Here is a 19,761-nt window from a genome sequence, read left to right on the forward strand (position 1 = left end):
GAAGGTTATCGTTAAGACGATAAGTTCCATAGAAAAGGTAACGCAAATGTATACGGCACTCATTGTTATTCTTATCATTGTAGCAACAGGGCTAGTTGGTCTGATCCTGTTACAGCAGGGTAAAGGTGCTGATATGGGCGCTTCTTTTGGTGCAGGTGCTTCCGGTACAGTATTTGGTTCAAGCGGTTCAGCTAACTTTATGACCCGTATGACCGCTGTTTTAGCGACAGCTTTTATTGTACTTGCCCTTATTTTAGGTAATCTAAGTGCCAATAAAACTGTGCGTGAAGACAGCAAATGGATGTCTATCGAGCAGACTACAGAAGAAGCTAAAAAAGCTGAGCAGTTAGCAGCGCCTGTAGCGCCAGCAAATACAGATATTCCGCAGTAAACTAAGTAAAGATTTAAATGAGATTGTTAATTTTTACGCAGTAACAGTCTCATTAAGTGCCGAGGTGGTGAAATTGGTATACACGCTACCTTGAGGTGGTAGTGCCTATAAAACGGGCGTACGGGTTCAAGTCCCGTTCTCGGCACCATTATTCCAGATAGCTTGCGTTTTGCTTGTTATCAGCGTAAAATTTGCCACGTTTTTCGAACGCGGGGTGGAGCAGCTTGGTAGCTCGTCGGGCTCATAACCCGAAGGTCGTCGGTTCAAATCCGGCCCCCGCAACCACTTCTAACAATACAGCACTTTTCTCATTAATCATCTTGTTGAACCGATTATGATCCTGAGTGGAATGTGCCGTAAGAAGAGGTTATTCTCGAATGGCAAGTTACAGGGTCCAGTTGCATAAAGCCCCGAATTTCGGGGTTTTTTGTTATCAGAGAATAGAATACTGGGCTATAGGCCCTTTTTTTATGCCTTGGGGGTGGGTTTGTCCACATTAGAGCAAAAATTAACAGCGATGGTTTCAGCACCAGTAGAAGCATTAGGCTTTGAATTTGTCGGTCTTGAGTTTATTCGTGGCCGAGAATCAACATTGCGCATCTATATTGATAGTGAAGACGGTATCACTGTTGATGATTGTGCTGATGTTAGCCACCAGGTCAGTGCTGTGCTGGATGTTGAAGATCCAATTCAAACAGTTTATAACCTTGAGATCTCTTCTCCTGGTTTAGAACGACCTTTATTCACTGCAACGCATTATGAGCAATTTATCGGCGAAGAAGCCGCTATCGTATTACGAATTGCAATGCAAAACCGCCGTAAATGGCAGGGCATTATTAAGTCTGTCGCTGGCGAAATGATCACGGTTACTGTGGATGGTAAAGACGAAGTGTTCGCACTGAGCAACATCCAGAAAGCTAACCTGGTACCCCACTTTTAAGTTTTGAAGAGGCAACTAGGATGAACAAAGAGATTCTGGCTGTTGTGGAAGCGGTCTCTAACGAAAAATCTCTTCCTCGTGAAAAGATTTTTGAAGCACTGGAAACCGCATTAGCGACAGCAACTAAGAAAAAATACGAGCAAGAAATTGACGTTCGCGTATGTATCGACCGTAAAACCGGTGATTTTGATACATTCCGTCGTTGGGTTGCCGTTGATGAAGTGACTCAACCAACTCGTGAAATCACACTTGAAGCTGCTCAATATGAAGATCCTAGTATTGAACTAGGTGGTTATATTGAAGATCAAATCGAATCTGTTACTTTCGACCGTATTACAACACAAACCGCTAAACAAGTTATCGTACAAAAAGTACGTGAAGCTGAAAGAGCAATGGTTGTTGATCAATTCCGCGAACAATTAGGCGAAATTATCACGGGTGTTGTGAAGAAAGTGAACCGTGAAAATATCACTTTAGATTTAGGTAATAACGCCGAAGCGGTTATTTTACGCGAAGATATGTTACCGCGTGAAAACTTCCGTCCAGGTGACCGTTTACGTGGCGTTTTATACGACGTACGTACAGAAACTCGTGGTGCACAACTTTTCGTGACACGCTCTCGCCCTGAAATGCTGGTTGAACTTTTCCGTATTGAAGTACCAGAAATTGGCGAAGAAATCATTGAAATTAAAGCTGCAGCGCGTGATCCAGGTTCTCGTGCCAAAATCGCAGTAAAAACTAACGACAAGCGTATTGACCCAGTGGGTGCTTGTGTTGGTATGCGTGGTGCACGTGTACAAGCCGTTTCCAGCGAATTGGGCGGCGAGCGAATTGATATTGTTCTGTGGGATGATAATCCTGCACAATTCGTTATTAATGCAATGGCTCCGGCAGATGTTGCTTCTATTGTTGTCGATGAAGACAAATGTACAATGGATGTTGCAGTTGAAAGCAGTAACCTTGCACAGGCAATTGGCCGTAATGGTCAGAACGTTCGTCTGGCAGCACAGTTACTGAAAAAACATCGTGGTGATGACAAGTGGGAATTAAACGTCATGACTGCTGATGAACTGAATGCAAAACATCAGGCAGAAGCAAACGCAGCCATTGAAATATTTACTAAGCATCTCGACATTGATGAAGACTTCGCAACTGTTTTAGTTGAAGAAGGTTTCTCTACCCTTGAAGAGTTAGTTTATGTGCCAATCAGTGAACTGCTGGCTATTGACGGTTTAGATGAAGACACCGTTGAAGCTTTACGTGAAAGAGCAAAAGCAGCACTAACAACGATTGAATTGGCTCAAAAAGAAAGCCTAGGCGATAACCAACCAGCCGAGGACTTATTAGCTCTCGAAGGATTGGAGCGCTCTTTAGCATTTGATCTAGCTGCCCGTGGTATCTGCACACTGGAAGATCTTGCCGAACAGGGTATCGACGACCTAACTGATATTGAAGGTTTAAATAGTGAGCGCGCAGGCGAACTCATTATGGCCGCACGTAATATCTGCTGGTTTGGGAATGATGCGTAACAACTGAGCAGGAAGGAACAGAATGACAGATGAAACAGTAAAATCACTGGCAGAAGAGATTCAGACACCGGTTGAACGTTTGGTACAGCAGTTTGCTGATGCCGGTATTAAGAAGACCGTCTCTGATTCTGTCTCCCAAAAAGAGAAAGAAACCTTACTGGCTTGGTTGAATCGTGATAAAGACGTATCAACCAACCAACCAGAAAAATTAACGTTACAACGTAAAGTACGTAGTACGTTAAGTGTTCCTGGTACAGGTGGCAAAAGTAAATCAGTAGCCATCGAAGTCCGCAAAAAACGCACTTATGTGAACCGTGACGCCGTTGAAAAAGCGCAAGCGGATGAGCAAGCTCAGCGTGAAGCGGAAGAAAAGGCGCATCGCGAAGCCGAAGAAAAAGCCCAGCGCGAAGCACAAGAGAAAGCACAGCGCGAAGCTGAAGAAAAAGCAAAACGTGAAGCTGAAAAGGCAAAGAAAGACGCCGAAGAAAAAGTGAAACGTGAAGCTGAAGAAGCAAAACGTGAAGCAGCGGAATTAGCTAAGCGCGAAGCAGCGGAAAAAGATAAAGTGAAACAAAACGATAAACCAAAAGCTGATAAAGCAGCAGATCAGGAAAAAGCACGTCGCAATGCTGAACAGGCTGAACTGAAGCGTAAAACGGAAGAAGCACAGCGCCGTAAAGCAGAAGATGAAGCAAAAGTTGCAGCAGAAAAAGCACGTCGCTTAGCTGAAGAAAATGCTGAAAAATGGACTGCTGAACCTAAAGCGCCAGAAACTGAAGGCTCAGACTATCATGTAACCACATCACGTTATGCTCGTGATGCAGAAGATGAAAGTGATGCTGAAGTTGAAGGTGGCCGCGGTCGTGGTCGCAACGCTAAGGCTCCTCGTCCTAAGAAAAACAACCGCCATTCTGAAAAAGCAGATCGTGAAGAAGCACGTGCTGCTGGTCGTACTAACAAGAAAGGTAAACGTAAAGGTAGCTCATTACAGCAAGGCTTCAATAAGCCAGCGGTTGTTGTAAACCGTGATGTTATTATTGGTGAGACTATTTCTGTTGCTGAACTTGCTAACAAAATGGCAGTAAAAGGGTCTGAAGTTATCAAAACTATGATGAAGATGGGTGCTATGGCGACCATTAATCAGGTTTTAGACCAAGAAACTGCACAGCTTGTTGCTGAAGAAATGGGTCACAAAGTTATCTTACGTCGTGAAAACGAGTTAGAAGAACAAGTCATGAGCGATCGTGATACTGGCGAAGAAAGTGCAGTATCTCGTGCACCAGTTGTAACTATCATGGGTCACGTTGACCACGGTAAAACATCATTACTGGACTACATTCGTTCAACGAAAGTAGCATCAGGTGAAGCGGGTGGTATCACCCAGCATATCGGTGCTTACCACGTTAAAACTGACAAAGGTGAAATCACCTTCCTAGATACTCCAGGTCACGCCGCGTTTACTTCAATGCGTGCTCGTGGTGCTCAGGTAACGGATATCGTTGTTTTGGTTGTTGCGGCAGATGATGGTGTAATGCCACAAACTATCGAAGCAATCCAACACGCAAAAGCAGCAAACGTACCTGTTGTTGTTGCAGTGAACAAAATTGATAAACACGAAGCTGATCCAGATCGCGTTAAAACTGAACTGTCTCAATATGGCATCCTGCCAGAAGAGTGGGGCGGTGAAACCCAGTTTATGCACGTATCTGCAAAACAAGGTTTAGGTATTGACGAACTGCTGGATGCTATTCTTTTACAAGCTGAAGTTCTTGAACTGAAAGCAGTTAAAGAAGGCATGGCAAGTGGTGTTGTTATCGAATCTTACCTTGATAAAGGTCGTGGTCCAGTTGCAACTATTCTTGTCCGTGAAGGTACACTGAATAAAGGTGACATCGTTCTGTGTGGTTTCGAATACGGTCGTATTCGTGCAATGCGTAACGAATTAGGTCAAGACGTTCAATCTGCTGGCCCATCAATGCCTGTTGAGATTTTAGGTCTGTCTAACGTTCCTTCTGCAGGTGATGAAGCAACAGTTGTTCGTGACGAGAAGAAAGCGCGTGAAGTTGCATTATACCGTCAAGGTAAATTCCGCGATGTTAAACTGGCTCGTCAGCAGAAGTCTAAACTGGAAAACATGTTTGCTAACATGGAAGAAGGTAAAACTTCTGAACTGAACATCGTTCTGAAAACAGACGTTCAAGGTACTTGTGAAGCGATTACTGATGCATTAGTTAAACTGTCTACTGATGAAGTTAAACTGAAAATCATCGGTTCTGGCGTAGGTGGTATCACCGAAACTGACGCAACATTAGCCGCGGCTTCTAACGCAATCATTCTTGGTTTCAACGTACGTGCTGATGCATCTGCTCGCCGTATCATTGAACAAGAAAGCGTTGATTTACGTTACTATTCCGTTATCTATAGCCTGATTGACGAAATCAAACTGGCAATGAGCGGTATGTTGGCACCTGAATATAAACAAGAAATCATGGGTCTTGCAGAAGTCCGTGATGTGTTTAAATCACCTAAATTCGGCGCGATTGCGGGCTGTATGGTGGTTGAAGGTAACATCAAGCGTAATAACCCAATTCGTGTTCTACGTGATAACGTGGTTATCTATGAAGGCGAACTTGAGTCACTGCGTCGCTTTAAAGATGACGTCAACGAAGTGCGTAACGGCATGGAATGTGGTATCGGTGTGAAAAACTACAACGATGTCCGTGTTGGCGACATGATTGAAGTCTTCCAAGTTATCGAAATCAAACGTTCTATTGATTAATTTAGTCCGTCTTGTTTTAAAAGGGAGCTCAAGGGCTCCCTTCTTATTCCTTTCTTTGCTGTATTCCCCTTTTATTTCCTCTCCATTTTTCAACATAACCGAAATAGATTGCCTTTCAGTAATTTATGAAAGTGAAATAACAGGGTAAAATAGCACCAAAGAAACATTTTATTTCTAAAGAAAGAAATCAGAGAAAGCGGTTGTTAAATACCACTTCATGTATACTCTTTAGATATCATTGATTTTAGATTTGAATTAACAATGACAATCAGGGCGATACCCTATTGTCAGGGAGAGATAAAATGGCAAGAGATTTTAGCCGTAGTCAGCGTGTTTCTCAGGAAATGCAAAAAGAAATCGCCATCATTTTACAACGTGAAGTCAAAGATCCACGTATTGGAATGGCGACGGTATCTGGCGTTGAGATTTCTCGTGATTTGGCTTATGCCAAAGTATTTGTCACCTTTTTGAACTTATCAGGTGGTGAAAAAAGCGAAGAAGAGATGGTTGCAGAGGGTTTAACTGCACTTAATGAAGCCGCTGGTTTTATTCGTTCTTTATTAGGCAAAGCGATGCGCTTACGTATTGTGCCTGAACTGACATTTGCTTATGACAACTCATTAGTTGAAGGTATGCGTATGTCTAATTTAGTTTCTAACGTCGTTAAAAGCGATGAAGAGCGTCGTCATAAAGAGGACAAATAATGGGGCGTCGTCGTAAGGGGCGTGAGATTAACGGCGTATTGCTACTCGATAAACCCCAAGATATTTCCTCTAACGATGCACTCCAAAAAGTCCGCCGTATGTTTAATGCCAGCAAGGCAGGGCATACAGGGGCGTTGGATCCTTTAGCAACAGGTATGCTCCCTATTTGTTTAGGTGAAGCAACGAAATTTTCACAGTTTCTATTGGATTCAGATAAGCGTTATCGCGTTATTGCACGTTTAGGGCAACGAACAGATACCTCTGATGCACATGGTGAGGTTATTCAAGAGCGCCCAGTACAATTTACACAGCAAGCTTTAGATGATGCCTTGGATAGCTTTCGCGGTGAAACATTGCAAGTCCCTTCAATGTACTCCGCTTTAAAACATCAAGGTAAACCGCTTTACGAATATGCTCGACAAGGTATTGAAGTAGAGCGTGAAGCAAGGCCTATCACCGTTTATGAACTCCAGTTTATTCGCTGGGAAGGTGATGAGTTAGAGCTGGAAATTCATTGTTCTAAAGGCACTTACATTCGAACAATTATTGATGATCTTGGTGAGAAATTACAATGTGGTGCTCACGTTATTTTCTTACGTCGATTAGAAGTCGCAGATTATCCTAAAGAGCGAATGGTAACGTTAGAGCAATTAAGAGCGATGATAGAGGATGCACAAACTGCGCAAGAAGATCCTTTCTTGGCACTTGATGCACTGTTATTGCCTATGGATACCGCTGTTGCACATTTTCCGGTTGTGAATTTAACCACGATTATTGCAGGTTATCTCAAGCTGGGACAGCCTGTTCGGGTTAATCATGATATCAATGAAGGCGAATGGGTAAGAGTAACTGAAGGCGATGAAAAAAAATTCATTGGCCTTGCTATCATTAAAGATGGCCTCGTTGCTCCGAAAAGAGTGGTTGTAGACTATAGCGCACAAGATAACACTTAATAGCAATCTTGCGCTAAAAGTGTTTGAAGCGTAGAATAATGCGGCTATCTGTTTAGGTGGCTGAGTTGGGTAGCTGAATTAGAGATTGGCTATCTGAAAATTTTACTTAATTTGGAGTTTATTATGTCTCTAAGTACTGAAGCGAAAGCACAAATCGTTGCTGAATTTGGTCGTTGCGCTAACGATACTGGCTCAAGCGAAGTTCAGATTGCACTGCTGACTGCAGAAATCAACCACCTGCAAGGTCACTTTTCAGAGCACAAAAAAGATCACCACAGCCGTCGTGGTCTGCTGCGTAAAGTTTCCAGCCGTCGTAATCTGCTGGACTACCTGAAGCGTAAAGATGTTGCTCGTTACTCTGCACTGATTGAACGCTTAGGTCTGCGTCGCTAATCAAGCGAGTTTCATTGGAAAGGGGCCTGTTGGCCCCTTTTCTACTAGAAAGTGCTATTTTTAATATTAGTCGTTATGTTTTAATGTGGTGATTGTTATTTAGTCTCTCTAGTTACGACAATTCGCGCGGCTAATGAAAGTATTTATCGCTAGATGGTTAATATTTTCATTAGTCGCGAGGGGACGTAGCGGAGAAAAGATCATTCATCGTCGCTAAACATCTGGCGACAATAAGATAAAGGATATTATTTTGCTGAATCCTACAGTTCGTAAATTTCAATACGGTCAACATACTGTTTCATTAGAAACTGGCATGATGGCTCGTCAAGCAACAGCTGCTGTTATGGTTGACATGGACGGCACTGCTGTTTTTGTTACCGTTGTTGCAAAGAAAAAAGTTAAAGCTGGACAAGATTTCTTCCCATTAACTGTTAACTACCAAGAGCGTTCATACGCTGCTGGTCGTATCCCAGGTAGCTTCTTCCGTCGTGAAGGTCGTCCTGGTGAAGGCGAAACGTTAATTGCACGTTTAATTGACCGTCCTTTACGTCCATTATTCCCAGAAGGTTTCTTAAACGAAATCCAAATCGTTGCTACCGTTGTTTCAGTTAACCCACAAGTTAACCCAGACATCGTTGCAATGATTGGTGCTTCTGCGGTATTAGCGCTGTCAGGTGTTCCATTCAATGGCCCTATCGGTGGTGCTCGTGTTGGTTTTATCGATGGACAATATGTTCTAAACCCAACAGTTGATGAGCTGAAAGTTAGTAAATTAGACTTAGTGGTTGCAGGTACTGCAGGCGCGGTACTGATGGTAGAATCAGAAGCTGATTTATTATCAGAAGAAGAAATGTTAGGTGCAGTCGTATTTGGTCATGATCAACAACAAGTTGTGATCGAAAACATCAATGCATTAGTTGCAGAAGTTGGTAAAGAGAAATGGGATTGGGCGCCAGAAGCTATCAACCAAACTTTACACGACCGTATTGCACAATTAGCGCAAGCTCGTATTGGTGATGCTTACCGTATCACTGAAAAACAAGAGCGTTATGAACAAATTGAAGCTATCCGTGATGAAGTTATCGCGACGTTAGTAGCTGAAGATGAAACTTTAGATGAAGCTGAAATCAGCGATATCTTCTCAGGTCTTGAGAAAAATATCGTTCGTGCTCGCGTATTAGCTGGCGAACCACGTATCGATGGCCGTGAAAAAGACATGGTACGTGCATTAGATATTCGCACTGGCTTATTACCACGTACTCACGGTTCAGCACTATTTACTCGTGGTGAAACTCAGGCACTGGTTACTGCAACATTAGGTACTGCACGTGATGCTCAAACTATTGATGACATCATGGGTGAGCACACTGATACTTTCTTACTGCACTATAACTTCCCTCCATACTCTGTTGGTGAAACAGGTATGATGGGTTCACCAAAACGTCGCGAAATCGGTCATGGCCGTTTAGCAAAACGTGGTGTGTTAGCAGTAATGCCAACAATTGAAGAATTCCCATATACTGTTCGTGTGGTTTCTGAAATCACTGAATCAAATGGTTCATCTTCAATGGCGTCTGTTTGTGGTGCTTCTTTAGCACTGATGGATGCTGGTGTACCAATTAAAGAATCTGTTGCAGGTATTGCAATGGGTCTAGTGAAAGAAGGCGACAACTTTGTTGTTCTTTCCGATATTCTGGGTGATGAAGACCATTTAGGCGATATGGACTTTAAAGTTGCGGGTAGCCGTAACGGTGTCAGCGCATTACAAATGGATATCAAAATCGAAGGTATCACTCGCGAAATCATGCAAGTTGCATTAAACCAAGCGAAAAGCGCACGTCTACATATTTTAGGCGTAATGGAAGATGCAATTAGCCAACCTCGTGCTGATATTTCTGAATTCGCACCGCGCATTCATACTATCAAAATTAATCCAGACAAGATCAAAGACGTTATCGGTAAAGGTGGCTCAGTTATCCGTGCATTAACGGAAGAAACAGGCACAACTATCGAAATCGAAGATGATGGTACAGTGAAGATTGCTGCAACAAGTGGCGACCAAGCAAAACAAGCTATCGCTCGTATCGAAGAAATCACGGCTGAAGTTGAAGTGGGTCGTATCTACAACGGTAAAGTAACTCGTATTGTAGATTTCGGTGCATTCGTTGCTATCGGTGGCGGCAAAGAAGGTCTGGTTCATATTTCTCAAATCGCAGACAAACGCGTTGAGAAAGTGAGTGACTACTTGGAAATGGGTCAAGAAGTTCCAGTTAAAGTACTGGAAATTGACCGTCAAGGCCGTATTCGCTTAAGCATGAAAGAAGCTCAAGCTAATCAGCAGGAAGCAACAGAAACTTCTTCTGAAGATTCTGCGAATTAATGATATTCTACTACCGATATCTAGACATAGGTATCGGTAGAGACTTATTATGATTGACAAGTAGGACGTCTAGAACGCTTTTTGTTGAAAGGTCTGACTTTGGGAGTGAGAAATGAAAACATTTCTGCGCAGTTGTTCTATTGCTGTTTTCATCTTTATTTCCGGATGCAGCACTAGTCCAGAATGGCGTCAGAATGCGATTTTTGCCACACCATTGCAGCCTTCTTTACAACAAGAAGTGATATTGGCTCGTATAGAACAAATCCTAGCGAGCCGCTCATTAACCGAAGATGAATACGCACAGCTTTTATATGAGCGTGGTGTGCTGTATGATAGCCTCGGTTTACGAGCTTTAGCGCGTAATGATTTTTCAATGGCGCTATCAATACGACCAGATATGCTAGAAATTTTTAATTTTCTAGGTATCTATTTTACGCAGGCAGCAAATTACGATGCTGCTTATGAAGCGTTTGATTCTGTTTTAGAGCTTGATCCAACTTACAATAATGCGCGTTTTAATCGTGGTATCGCTTCGTACTACGGTGGCCGATTGAAATTGGCGCAGGATGATCTGCAGGCGTTTTATCAGGTCGATCCAAATGATCCCATTCGTTCGCTTTGGTTATATCTTGTAGAAAAAGAGATAAACACTGATTTAGCTAAACAACAGCTAAAACAGCGATACCAGCAGGCGGATAAAACGGGGCAATGGGGATGGAATATAGTTGAGTTTTATTTAGGCGACATTAATGAAAAAACATTAATGTTGAAATTAAATGAGGCTTCAACCGATAACACTTCGCTCGCTGAGCATCTTAGTGAAACTAACTTCTATTTAGGTAAGTATTACCTAAGTCTGGGGGACATGGATAGCGCAGAAGCGTTATTCAAGCTGACGGTTGCCAACAACGCACATAACTTTGTTGAGCACCGCTACGCATTGTTGGAATTAGCACTGTTAGGCCAACAAGAAGACCTAGCGGAATCGGACCAGCAATAGCTGACGAACATTTCTCTGATCAGTTTGAAAGCCATCATCTACATAGGATGAGGGCTTGTTTGTTCGTTTAATAATATAATTTGAGCCAGTTCACATTTTAGATGATAAAGACCGACAAACCATGCGGTATGTTATGTCAACTGGCTGCCATAATGAATGAGGCACAGTGACATGACTACTGAAACCGATATGACTTTTGCTGATCTAGGTTTATCAGCACCTATTTTGACTGCACTGAATGACTTAGGCTACGAGAAGCCTTCTCCAATTCAGCAACAATGTATTCCTTTCCTTTTAAACGGCAATGATGTTTTAGGTATGGCACAGACAGGTAGTGGTAAAACTGCCGCATTTAGCCTGCCATTATTACACAATCTTGATGAATCATTAAAAGCACCACAAATTTTAGTTTTAGCACCGACTCGTGAACTTGCGGTTCAGGTTGCTGAAGCAATTGAAGATTTCTCTAAGCATTTACCAAAAGTAAATGTTGTTGCACTGTATGGTGGTCAGCGTTACGACGTTCAATTACGTGCGTTACGCCAAGGACCACAAGTTGTTGTGGGTACACCGGGTCGTTTATTAGACCATTTAAACCGTGGCACATTAGATTTATCTAAACTGAAAGGTTTAGTATTAGATGAAGCTGATGAAATGTTACGTATGGGCTTTATTGAAGATGTTGAAAACATCTTAAGTAAGATCCCAGCAGAACACCAAACAGCACTGTTCTCTGCAACAATGCCAGAAGCTATTCGTCGTATTACTCGTCGTTTCATGAATGATCCGAAAGAAGTACGCATTCAAAGTAGCGTAACAACACGTCCAGACATTAGCCAAAGCTATTGGATGACATTCGGCGCACGTAAAAATGAAGCATTAATTCGTTTCTTAGAAGCTGAAGATTTTGATGCGGCGATTATTTTCGTTCGTACTAAAAACGCAACATTAGAAGTTGCTGAAGCTTTAGAACGTAATGGTTATAACAGTGCGGCGTTAAATGGTGATATGAACCAATCACTGCGTGAGCAAACATTAGAGCGTCTGAAAAATGGTCGTTTAGACATTTTAATCGCGACTGACGTTGCAGCTCGTGGTCTTGACGTTGACCGTATCAGCCTTGTTGTGAACTATGATATCCCAATGGATTCAGAGTCTTATGTTCACCGTATTGGCCGTACAGGTCGTGCGGGTCGTGCTGGCCGTGCAATTTTATTCGTTGATAACCGTGAGCGTCGTTTACTGCGCAATATCGAACGTACAATGAAGATGACTATTCCTGAAGTAGAACTGCCAAATGCAGAACTTATCAGCCAACGTCGTCAGGAAAAATTTGCACAGCAAATCGCGCAACAATTAGAAACTAGCAACCTTGATCAGTATCGTGCTCTGTTACCTAAATTAGCTCCACAAGGTGAAGAAGCACTAGATATGGAAACACTGGCTGCGGTATTACTGAAAATGGCTCAAGGTGAGCGTGCGCTTATCCTGCCACCAGATCCAGTTCGTCGTCCTCGTCGTGAATTTAACGATCGTGACGATCGTCGTGGTGATGATCGCCGTCGCGGTGATAATGATCGTGAGCGTTCTCCTCGTCGTGAACGTCGTGATGCTGGCGAAATGGATTTATACCGTATCGAAGTGGGTCGTGATGATGGTGTTGAAGTTCGTCATATCGTTGGTGCGATTGCTAACGAAGGTGATATCAGCAGCCGTTACATTGGTAATATCAAACTGTATGGTTCTCACTCAACCATCGAGTTACCAAAAGGTATGCCAACAGACTTATTAAGTCATTTCACACGTACGCGTATTATGAACAAACCACTGAATATGCAATTAGTGGGTGATGCTCAATCTCAGCCTTTCCGTGAGCGTCGTAATAACAGCCGTCGTGATGGTCAACCACAAGGTGGTCGTCGTTTTAACAATGGTGATCAACCACAACGTCGTGGTAATAATGACCGCGGTGGTGAGCGTAGTAACGATCGTGGTGGCGAGCGCGGTAATTTCCGTGGTCGTAACAACGAAGGTACACCTCGTCGTCGTAGCAGCTCTCATAACCAATAAGAGCTTGCATTCACTCAATATTAAATTGAGTTGATGATAAAAAATTGAAACCAGTCAACGAAAGTTGGCTGGTTTTTTTATGCTTATTTTAATGATATAAAATCTATCACGACTCATTTCCATCAATAATAGGAAAGCTTATGCAAGCTAATCATTTAGAGTTACGTTGTATTCAGCAAGATGCTGATACGCAACGTGCAGACTTTAATTTTTATATTGATGGTAAAGCACTGGATAAATGGTTGGGGTTTGAGAAACAAACAGATTTACGCTTTTCAGATTTTGACTTGGATTTTTTTGTTGTTGATAAAGCTCGTTTCCCTAATTACGATCGCGATAAAATTATTCGTAGTAAAATAGAACAATATTTAGGAAATAAACCTGTTTACACTCAATTAGATAATAATCGATTGGTGTTGTATCGTTGTCATTGTGGCAGTGATTATTGCTCTGTGATCTCTTGTGATTTAGAAATTACAGAGGATGAGGTGAAGTGGAATAATATTGCTTATGAAGATGGGTTAGATAAAGAAGACGCACTAGAGCTTGATGAACATGGTATTACACCTATTGAGCAGCTTATTTTTGATCGTAAGCAGTATCAGCAAATTTTTAATGAGTACTTAGCTCAATATTTATAAATATCTAAATACTCATTTATTTTATTATTAACTTAAGCCAATCGCTTCTTTTAACGGTTTAAGATAGCGGCGGCTAACAGGAATTTGGCTGTTATTATGTAATATCAATTCGGCTTGCCCATTATCGCCAAAAATAATCTCATTAACATAATCCATATTCACTAAATATTGACGATGGCAACGTACTAATTGTGTTCGTGTTTCTAAAGTCCGTAATGTCAATTCTGTAAAGCCTTCTTGGCCTTGATTATTTGTCACATAGACACCACTGAGCCTTGATGTTGCAAATACAGCCTCATCAATTGGCATTAACCAAATACGGCTATGCCCTGTACATGGAATACACTTTAAACGCTCTTCAGGAGGTGTTAAGAGATCGATATTTTGCTTATTACCTTGGCGTAGACGATTTAATGTTTTTGTTAAACGCTCTTGCTCTAATGGCTTAAGTAAATAATCAAAAGCATGTTCTTCAAAAGCTTGGATCGCATACTCTTCAAATGCGGTTAAAAAGACGATATAAGGGCGATGTTCAGGATCAAGCATTGTGACCATTTCAAGGCCAGTAATGCGAGGCATCTGAATATCAAGAAATACAACATCAGGCTTTTTGCGATGTATTTCTCCTATTGCTTCAATCGCATTACTACATTCACCAACAATATGAATATCCTTTTCAACTTCAAGTAAACAACGTAAGTTTTCACGAGCCAGTGGCTCATCATCAACGATTAATATATTCATTGTTATGTAACGTTATCCATGCTTTTTTCTAGAGGTAAGCAAATTTTCACCTTTGTATATTCATCGGCTTGGCATTCAACTAAAACACCATAAAGCTCGCCATAGCGTAATTTTAATCGCTTATCCACTAGTCTCATGCCTAAACCTAATTGATGCGACGGGCATTGAGGATGGTAAAGTCCAGCATTATCACAAATTTCGATAATGATTAAATGATGCTCTTGATGTGCTCTAATTGTAATCTTTCCTGTGTCTAATAACTGTGACGTTCCATGTTTAATTGCATTCTCGACCATCGGTTGAAGAGAAAAAGCCGGTAAGCGTGCATTCGCTAAGCTTTCAGGAATTTGAATATCAATCTGCAAGCGTTCCTGAAAACGCGCTTTCTCGATTTGTAGATAGGCGTTTACATGTTCGATTTCGTCACTTAATGTCACCACCGCTTCTGGTCTTTTTAAATTCTTACGAAAGAAAGCAGAAAGAAATTGCACGAGTTGCTTTGCTTGCTCGCTATCACGTCGAATAACTGCTTGCAGTGTATTTAGTGCATTAAAAAGAAAGTGAGGATTAACCTGAGCATGTAAGAGTTTAATCTCTGACTCTAAAAGCGATTGCTTATTTCGCTCATATTGCCCTGCTAGAATTTGTGCAGATAATAGGCTTGCGATACCTTCACCCAAGGTGCGGTTAATAGAACTAAATAGGCGATTTTTAGCCTCATAAAGTTTTATTGTTCCAATCACTTGATTATTTTCACCTCTTAACGGAATAACTAAGGTTGAACCTAGCTTGCAATGAGGGGAAAGAGTGCAACGATAGGGCGTTTCATTACCATCAGCATAAACAACTTCATTATTATTAATGGCTTGTTTAGATTGATCTGATGAAATAGGTGTACCCGGTAAATGGTGGTCCGCGCCAATGCCAATAAAGGCGAGTAGCTTTTCTCTATCTGTAATGGCAACCGCACTGACTCTTAATTCTTGATAAATCACTTTTGCTACACGGGTGCTATTATCTTGGTTAAATCCTTTACGTAAAATACCTTCAGTACAGACAGCGATTTTTAATGCTTGTGCTGAGAATGCACTGGTATATTTTTCAAATATAGCGCGTCTATCTTGTAATATTCGAATAAACATTGCAGCACCAACGGTATTTGCTACGATCATAGGAGCGGCAATATCTTTCACTAAAGCCAGTGCTTCATTAAACGGACGTGCCAATAATAAGATGATGCTCATCTGTATTATTTCAGCAAAGAAAGTCACCGCAGCGGCTGTCCATGGGTTAAATATTCGATACATCTGCCCATGTTTTACGTAATAACGGTGAACTAATCCGCCGATTAATCCCTCGACAATGGTCGATACCATACAGCTAAAAGCAGTCATGCCACCGAGTGAATAGCGGTGTAAGCCTCCGGTAAAACCCACAAGGAAGCCAACGTAAGGGCCTCCTAGCAATCCGCCTAAGACAGAGCCAATAGCACGCGTATTGGCAATAGAATCATTAATATGTAGCCCAAAATAGGTACCCATAATGCAGAAAATAGAGAATATGACGTAGCACATCAACTTATGTGGTAGTTTTATCGTGACCTGTAAAAGTGGCGTAAATAGAGGTGTTTTGCTTAAAAACCAAGCAATAATTAAATAAACGCACATTTGCTGTAATAACAGCAAAATAAGATCAAATTCATACATAAGTATTGAGTACCGTTCTCTTTTCTATCTGATAAACATAAAAAGTTCAGATAAAACGGGGATATTAATTAGGCGATAAAGTTTGATATAAGAATAACTTAATCGCACTATCAAAGAAAATATTCCTTTGCATCAGTGATCTGGCGCACAAAATTCTTAAAGAAATTCTGAGTTATTGTGTAATATAACTCTGTCAGTGAGTGTTCTACTTCACTATTAAGGTCTAATCGTTATATGAAAAAAAGAGCCATCTATCTTATTTTATTAATGCTAATACTAATTGCATTAGCCATACTTTTCCGCGCGCATAATCAATATTTATTATTGCAAGGAGAAGTTGACGCTCCAGAAGTCATTGTTGCCTCTAAAGCCAAAGGCCGTGTTATTGAACGCCATATAGAGCGAGGTGATGATGTCAAAAAAGGGCAATTAATGATCACATTAGAAAGCCCTGAACTCAATGCGCAAGTTGCTGCACTTGAGGCCGCCAAAGCACAAGCTCAAGCTCAATTAGATTTGTCATTACATGGCACAAGAGAAGAGAGCATTCGTAATCTAGAAGCAGTGTTATCTCAAGCTAAAGTAGAAGCTGCAAATGCAGCAAGAGATTATCAGCGTATCAGCGCGGTAGCTAATCAAGGCTATGTATCAGCAACAGAGTTGGATAATGCGCGCCGTAGCCGTGATGTTGCATCACAACGTGTCAGAGGCGCTCAAGCAGAATTGGATGAAGCCAAAAATGGCGATCGTATTGAATTACGCCATAAATACACCGCCGCGGTGCAACAGGCAGAACAACAACTTATTGAGTTGAAGATCCAACAAAACGACTTACAAGTTAAAGCACCAGTAGATGGCGAAGTCGGTCCTATTCCTGCGGAGATAGGTGAACTCTTTAATGCCAATAGTCCACTTGCTACCCTTATTCGTATTCCTGATGCTTATTTTGTTTATAACCTTCGTGAAGATATTTTAGCGGATATTCGCAAAGGTGATCGTATTACTATCACGGTTCCTGCATTGGGTAATAAAGAGGTAGAAGCTGAAATTCGCTATATCGCTCCAATGGGTGACTACGCAACAAAAAGAGCGACAAGAGCCACTGGTGATTTCGATTTAAAAACGTTTGAGATCCGATTGTATCCTGTGACGCCAATTGAAGGGCTTCGCCCTGGTATGAGTGCATTATGGCGTTGGGATAAATAAGGACAAACAATGAGAGTAAAGGCAGCTTGGCGTGGCTTTAGTAGCGCATTTTCACGAGAAACGCATATGGCAGTACGTAGCCCAGTTTTTCACTGGCTAAGCTGGCTATTTCCATTGATGTTGTTCACGTTAATTAGTGCTAACTTTTCTGAAGGCACGTTGCTGAATTTGCCAGTTTCGGTGATCAATAACGATAATAGTCCATTATCGAGAACACTGATCAGAGACTTAAATGCAGGCTCTCATGCGCAATTAAATACGCTAGATGGAAATCCTCGTACAGCAATGGAACGGCTTGGTAGTGCAAAAGATTACGCGATACTCACCATTCCTCGACACTTTGAAAGTAAGGTCTTAGCGGGAAAACAACCCACTACACGTATGTATTACAACGGGTTGTATTATGCGGCTGGGAGCTACGCAATACAGGATTTTAGTGGATTAATCGCAGAGCTTAATGCGCAATACCGTACTGTTTTAGCTCAAGAGATGAATAAACCAGTTCCTCCATTGGCAAAAGTGACGCTCTCTTATGACAGCTTATTTAATGCCAGTGGCAGTTATATTTATTATCAGCAATTTGCAGCTACTATTCATATGCTCCAACTCTTTGTCGTGACTTGTACGATTTATTCGTTATCACGCGGTAATATGCTATTGAATATTAAGCCTTTCACATTTGCCCTTATTGGTAAACTCACGCCTTATACACTGTTTTTCTTAACCTTGTTAATTGTTGAATTAGCGGCATTAGTGCATTTTTCGGGGGCGAAGGTAAACGGTAATCCGCTATATATGGTGCTAGTGGGATTCTTCTATATTATTGCGGCTCAAAGTGTGGGGTTGCTGCTCTTTGCGTTTACCAATAGCGCGATAACGGCATACAGTATGATAGGTATGTTGGTGAGTATTGCATTGGCATTTTCAGGTATGGCTGTACCTGAACTTTCGATGATCTTACCTGCACAGATTATTTCTAATTTAGAGCCATTAACTCACGCCTTAAATGCCATGTTTGATATCTTTTTAAGAGAAGTATCACTACAAGGTATTTTATATGTTTGTTCGCTCTTGCTGATTTATCCTTTTGCTATCGCCTTCTTAGTTCGCAAACGCATTTTTAAACGATTGGAATTACAGGTAGGTGTTGCATGATGCAGATGTATTTCCAAACTTTTAAGCGCGTTCTACTGGGTATGTTAGAAAAGCCGATGTGGATGCTACTTATTGTTTCCCTATGTATTATGAGTTTGGTGTATGCCAAACCTGTATTATGGGATTTACCTGTGGCAGTGATTAATCAAGATCATAGCCCCGCAAGCTATTCACTTATTCGGGCATTAAACTCGACACCTAAATTAAGTATTAATAATTACGATAATTTAGATGAAGCTCGTCACGATATGATTATGCGTGAGCTCTTTGCCATCATTATTATTCCAACTGATTTTGAGAAGAAATTACTGAATGGTAAAGATGTCACTGTTCCGGTTTTTGGTGATGCTACAAACCGTCTTGCCAGTGGACAAATTCAGCAAGAATTGATGTTGGCTTATCAACAGTTATTAGATTCTTATAATGGGCGTATTTTACAAAATGCGGGCTTTAGTGTTGAGCAATCGAGAATTCTATTAAAGCCAATCCAAGGCGAAACTATAGCGATGTATAACCCAGGGGTAAGTTTTGCTGCAATTATTTTCCCGGGCTTATTAGTCATGTTATTACAACACTCGCTCTTAATTGCTTGTGTCCGTGTCAGTATTGCAGTGAGAAGTACGCCAAAAGGAAAGCCACCATTAGCGGTTTATTTAGGAGCGTTATCTGCACTTATTCCTATTTGGTTATTTTTATCTGCCGTGTTCTTTGCACTATGGCCTTGGGTATTAGGCTATCGCCAAGAGGCTCCGCTTTACCAAGTATGGATGCTTACTTTCCCATTCCTATTGGCTGTATTAGGTCTTGGTAAATTGATTACAGAGTGCTTACGCAGTGTTGAGATGATTTATCTGACATTGGCGTTTGTAACAACACCTGTATTCTATATTTCCGGCACGATTTGGCCATTACAAGCGATGCCTGACTGGGTATTTGCAATCTCATCCGCACTACCTTCTACATGGGCAGTAAACGCCATGGCTGGTATTAACCAAATGGGATTATCATTCCAAAGCATATTGGGTGATATTGTGATGATGTTGGTTTTAGGCGTGATTTACACCGTGTTAGGTGTGCTGGTGGGTATGTTACGTAATGGAGAGTTAAGGCATATTACGCACCAATTTAAGCATTGGTTACATCATCGCGGTTCTAAATAGTGATTAGAGC

At 41.5% G+C, this 19,761-nt stretch carries 16 protein-coding genes and 2 tRNA genes; 16 read left to right on the plus strand and 2 right to left on the minus strand.

Annotated features, from left to right (window positions below):
- Positions 1–46 precede the first annotated feature (46 nt).
- From secG to D7029_RS18865, 13 genes are all read left to right on the plus strand, one after another.
- Positions 47–391, plus strand: a complete 345-nt coding sequence (secG, locus tag D7029_RS01450) for a preprotein translocase subunit SecG (protein WP_036914692.1) — start codon at positions 47–49, stop codon at positions 389–391.
- A 58-nt stretch (positions 392–449) separates the two neighbouring features.
- Positions 450–539, plus strand: a tRNA-Leu gene (locus D7029_RS01455).
- 60 nt (positions 540–599) lie between these two features.
- Positions 600–676: transfer RNA gene (locus D7029_RS01460), tRNA-Met, on the plus strand.
- 202 nt (positions 677–878) lie between these two features.
- Positions 879–1,331: a ribosome maturation factor RimP gene (gene rimP, locus D7029_RS01465; RefSeq protein WP_036914691.1), complete on the plus strand. Its 453-nt coding sequence runs from the start codon at positions 879–881 to the stop codon at positions 1,329–1,331.
- 20 nt (positions 1,332–1,351) lie between these two features.
- Positions 1,352–2,860 (plus strand): transcription termination factor NusA, encoded by a 1,509-nt coding sequence (gene nusA / locus D7029_RS01470; protein WP_006535691.1) that lies wholly within the window; start codon positions 1,352–1,354, stop codon positions 2,858–2,860.
- 22 nt (positions 2,861–2,882) lie between these two features.
- Positions 2,883–5,639, plus strand: a complete 2,757-nt coding sequence (infB, locus tag D7029_RS01475) for a translation initiation factor IF-2 (protein WP_194951657.1) — start codon at positions 2,883–2,885, stop codon at positions 5,637–5,639.
- Between the two features lie 302 nt (positions 5,640–5,941).
- A complete protein-coding gene (gene rbfA, locus D7029_RS01480; protein WP_006535687.1) occupies positions 5,942–6,343 on the plus strand; it encodes a 30S ribosome-binding factor RbfA in 402 nt (133 codons plus the stop codon).
- Entirely contained in the window at positions 6,343–7,296 is a 954-nt protein-coding gene (gene truB / locus D7029_RS01485; protein ID WP_075673620.1) for a tRNA pseudouridine(55) synthase TruB, read from the plus strand. Before rbfA ends, truB begins: the two co-directional genes overlap by 1 nt.
- Positions 7,297–7,419: 123 nt before the next feature.
- Entirely contained in the window at positions 7,420–7,689 is a 270-nt protein-coding gene (rpsO, locus tag D7029_RS01490; RefSeq protein ID WP_088493979.1) for a 30S ribosomal protein S15, read from the plus strand.
- Between the two features lie 250 nt (positions 7,690–7,939).
- Positions 7,940–10,069 carry a polyribonucleotide nucleotidyltransferase gene (pnp, locus tag D7029_RS01495; protein WP_102949423.1) on the plus strand — a complete coding sequence of 710 codons (2,130 nt, stop codon included), beginning with the start codon at positions 7,940–7,942 and terminating at the stop codon, positions 10,067–10,069.
- Between the two features lie 112 nt (positions 10,070–10,181).
- Complete coding sequence (gene nlpI / locus D7029_RS01500) at positions 10,182–11,069, plus strand: lipoprotein NlpI (protein ID WP_098941350.1); 888 nt, start codon at positions 10,182–10,184, stop codon at positions 11,067–11,069.
- Positions 11,070–11,240: 171 nt separating this feature from the next.
- The gene (locus D7029_RS01505) at positions 11,241–13,139 is read left to right on the plus strand and encodes a DEAD/DEAH family ATP-dependent RNA helicase (RefSeq protein WP_151434027.1); all 1,899 of its coding nucleotides are present in this window, start codon (positions 11,241–11,243) and stop codon (positions 13,137–13,139) included.
- 140 nt (positions 13,140–13,279) lie between these two features.
- Positions 13,280–13,780 carry a hypothetical protein gene (locus D7029_RS18865; RefSeq protein WP_228766722.1) on the plus strand — a complete coding sequence of 167 codons (501 nt, stop codon included), beginning with the start codon at positions 13,280–13,282 and terminating at the stop codon, positions 13,778–13,780.
- A gap of 27 nt (positions 13,781–13,807) precedes the next feature.
- On the opposite strand, the gene btsR is transcribed toward D7029_RS18865, so the two are convergent.
- Entirely contained in the window at positions 13,808–14,524 is a 717-nt protein-coding gene (gene btsR, locus D7029_RS01515; RefSeq protein WP_023583566.1) for a two-component system response regulator BtsR, read from the minus strand.
- A 2-nt stretch (positions 14,525–14,526) separates the two neighbouring features.
- Positions 14,527–16,230, minus strand: a complete 1,704-nt coding sequence (locus tag D7029_RS01520) for a sensor histidine kinase (protein ID WP_194951658.1) — start codon at positions 16,228–16,230, stop codon at positions 14,527–14,529.
- A gap of 234 nt (positions 16,231–16,464) precedes the next feature.
- Here D7029_RS01520 and D7029_RS01525 point away from each other — a divergent pair, with 234 nt between their 5' ends.
- Genes D7029_RS01525 through D7029_RS01535 form a run of 3 tightly spaced genes read left to right on the plus strand, consistent with a single transcriptional unit; the run spans position 16,465 to position 19,751 of the window.
- Positions 16,465–17,436 (plus strand): HlyD family secretion protein, encoded by a 972-nt coding sequence (locus tag D7029_RS01525; RefSeq protein ID WP_194951659.1) that lies wholly within the window; start codon positions 16,465–16,467, stop codon positions 17,434–17,436.
- 9 nt (positions 17,437–17,445) lie between these two features.
- A complete protein-coding gene (locus D7029_RS01530; RefSeq protein WP_088493973.1) occupies positions 17,446–18,591 on the plus strand; it encodes an ABC transporter permease in 1,146 nt (381 codons plus the stop codon).
- On the plus strand, positions 18,591–19,751 hold the full coding sequence (locus D7029_RS01535) for an ABC transporter permease (protein ID WP_088493972.1): 1,161 nt from the start codon (positions 18,591–18,593) through the stop codon (positions 19,749–19,751). The genes D7029_RS01530 and D7029_RS01535 overlap by 1 nt, the downstream gene beginning before the upstream one ends.
- Positions 19,752–19,761: the final 10 nt, after the last annotated feature.

Source organism: Proteus vulgaris (assembly GCF_016647575.1).
Classification (GTDB): domain Bacteria; phylum Pseudomonadota; class Gammaproteobacteria; order Enterobacterales; family Enterobacteriaceae; genus Proteus; species Proteus mirabilis_B.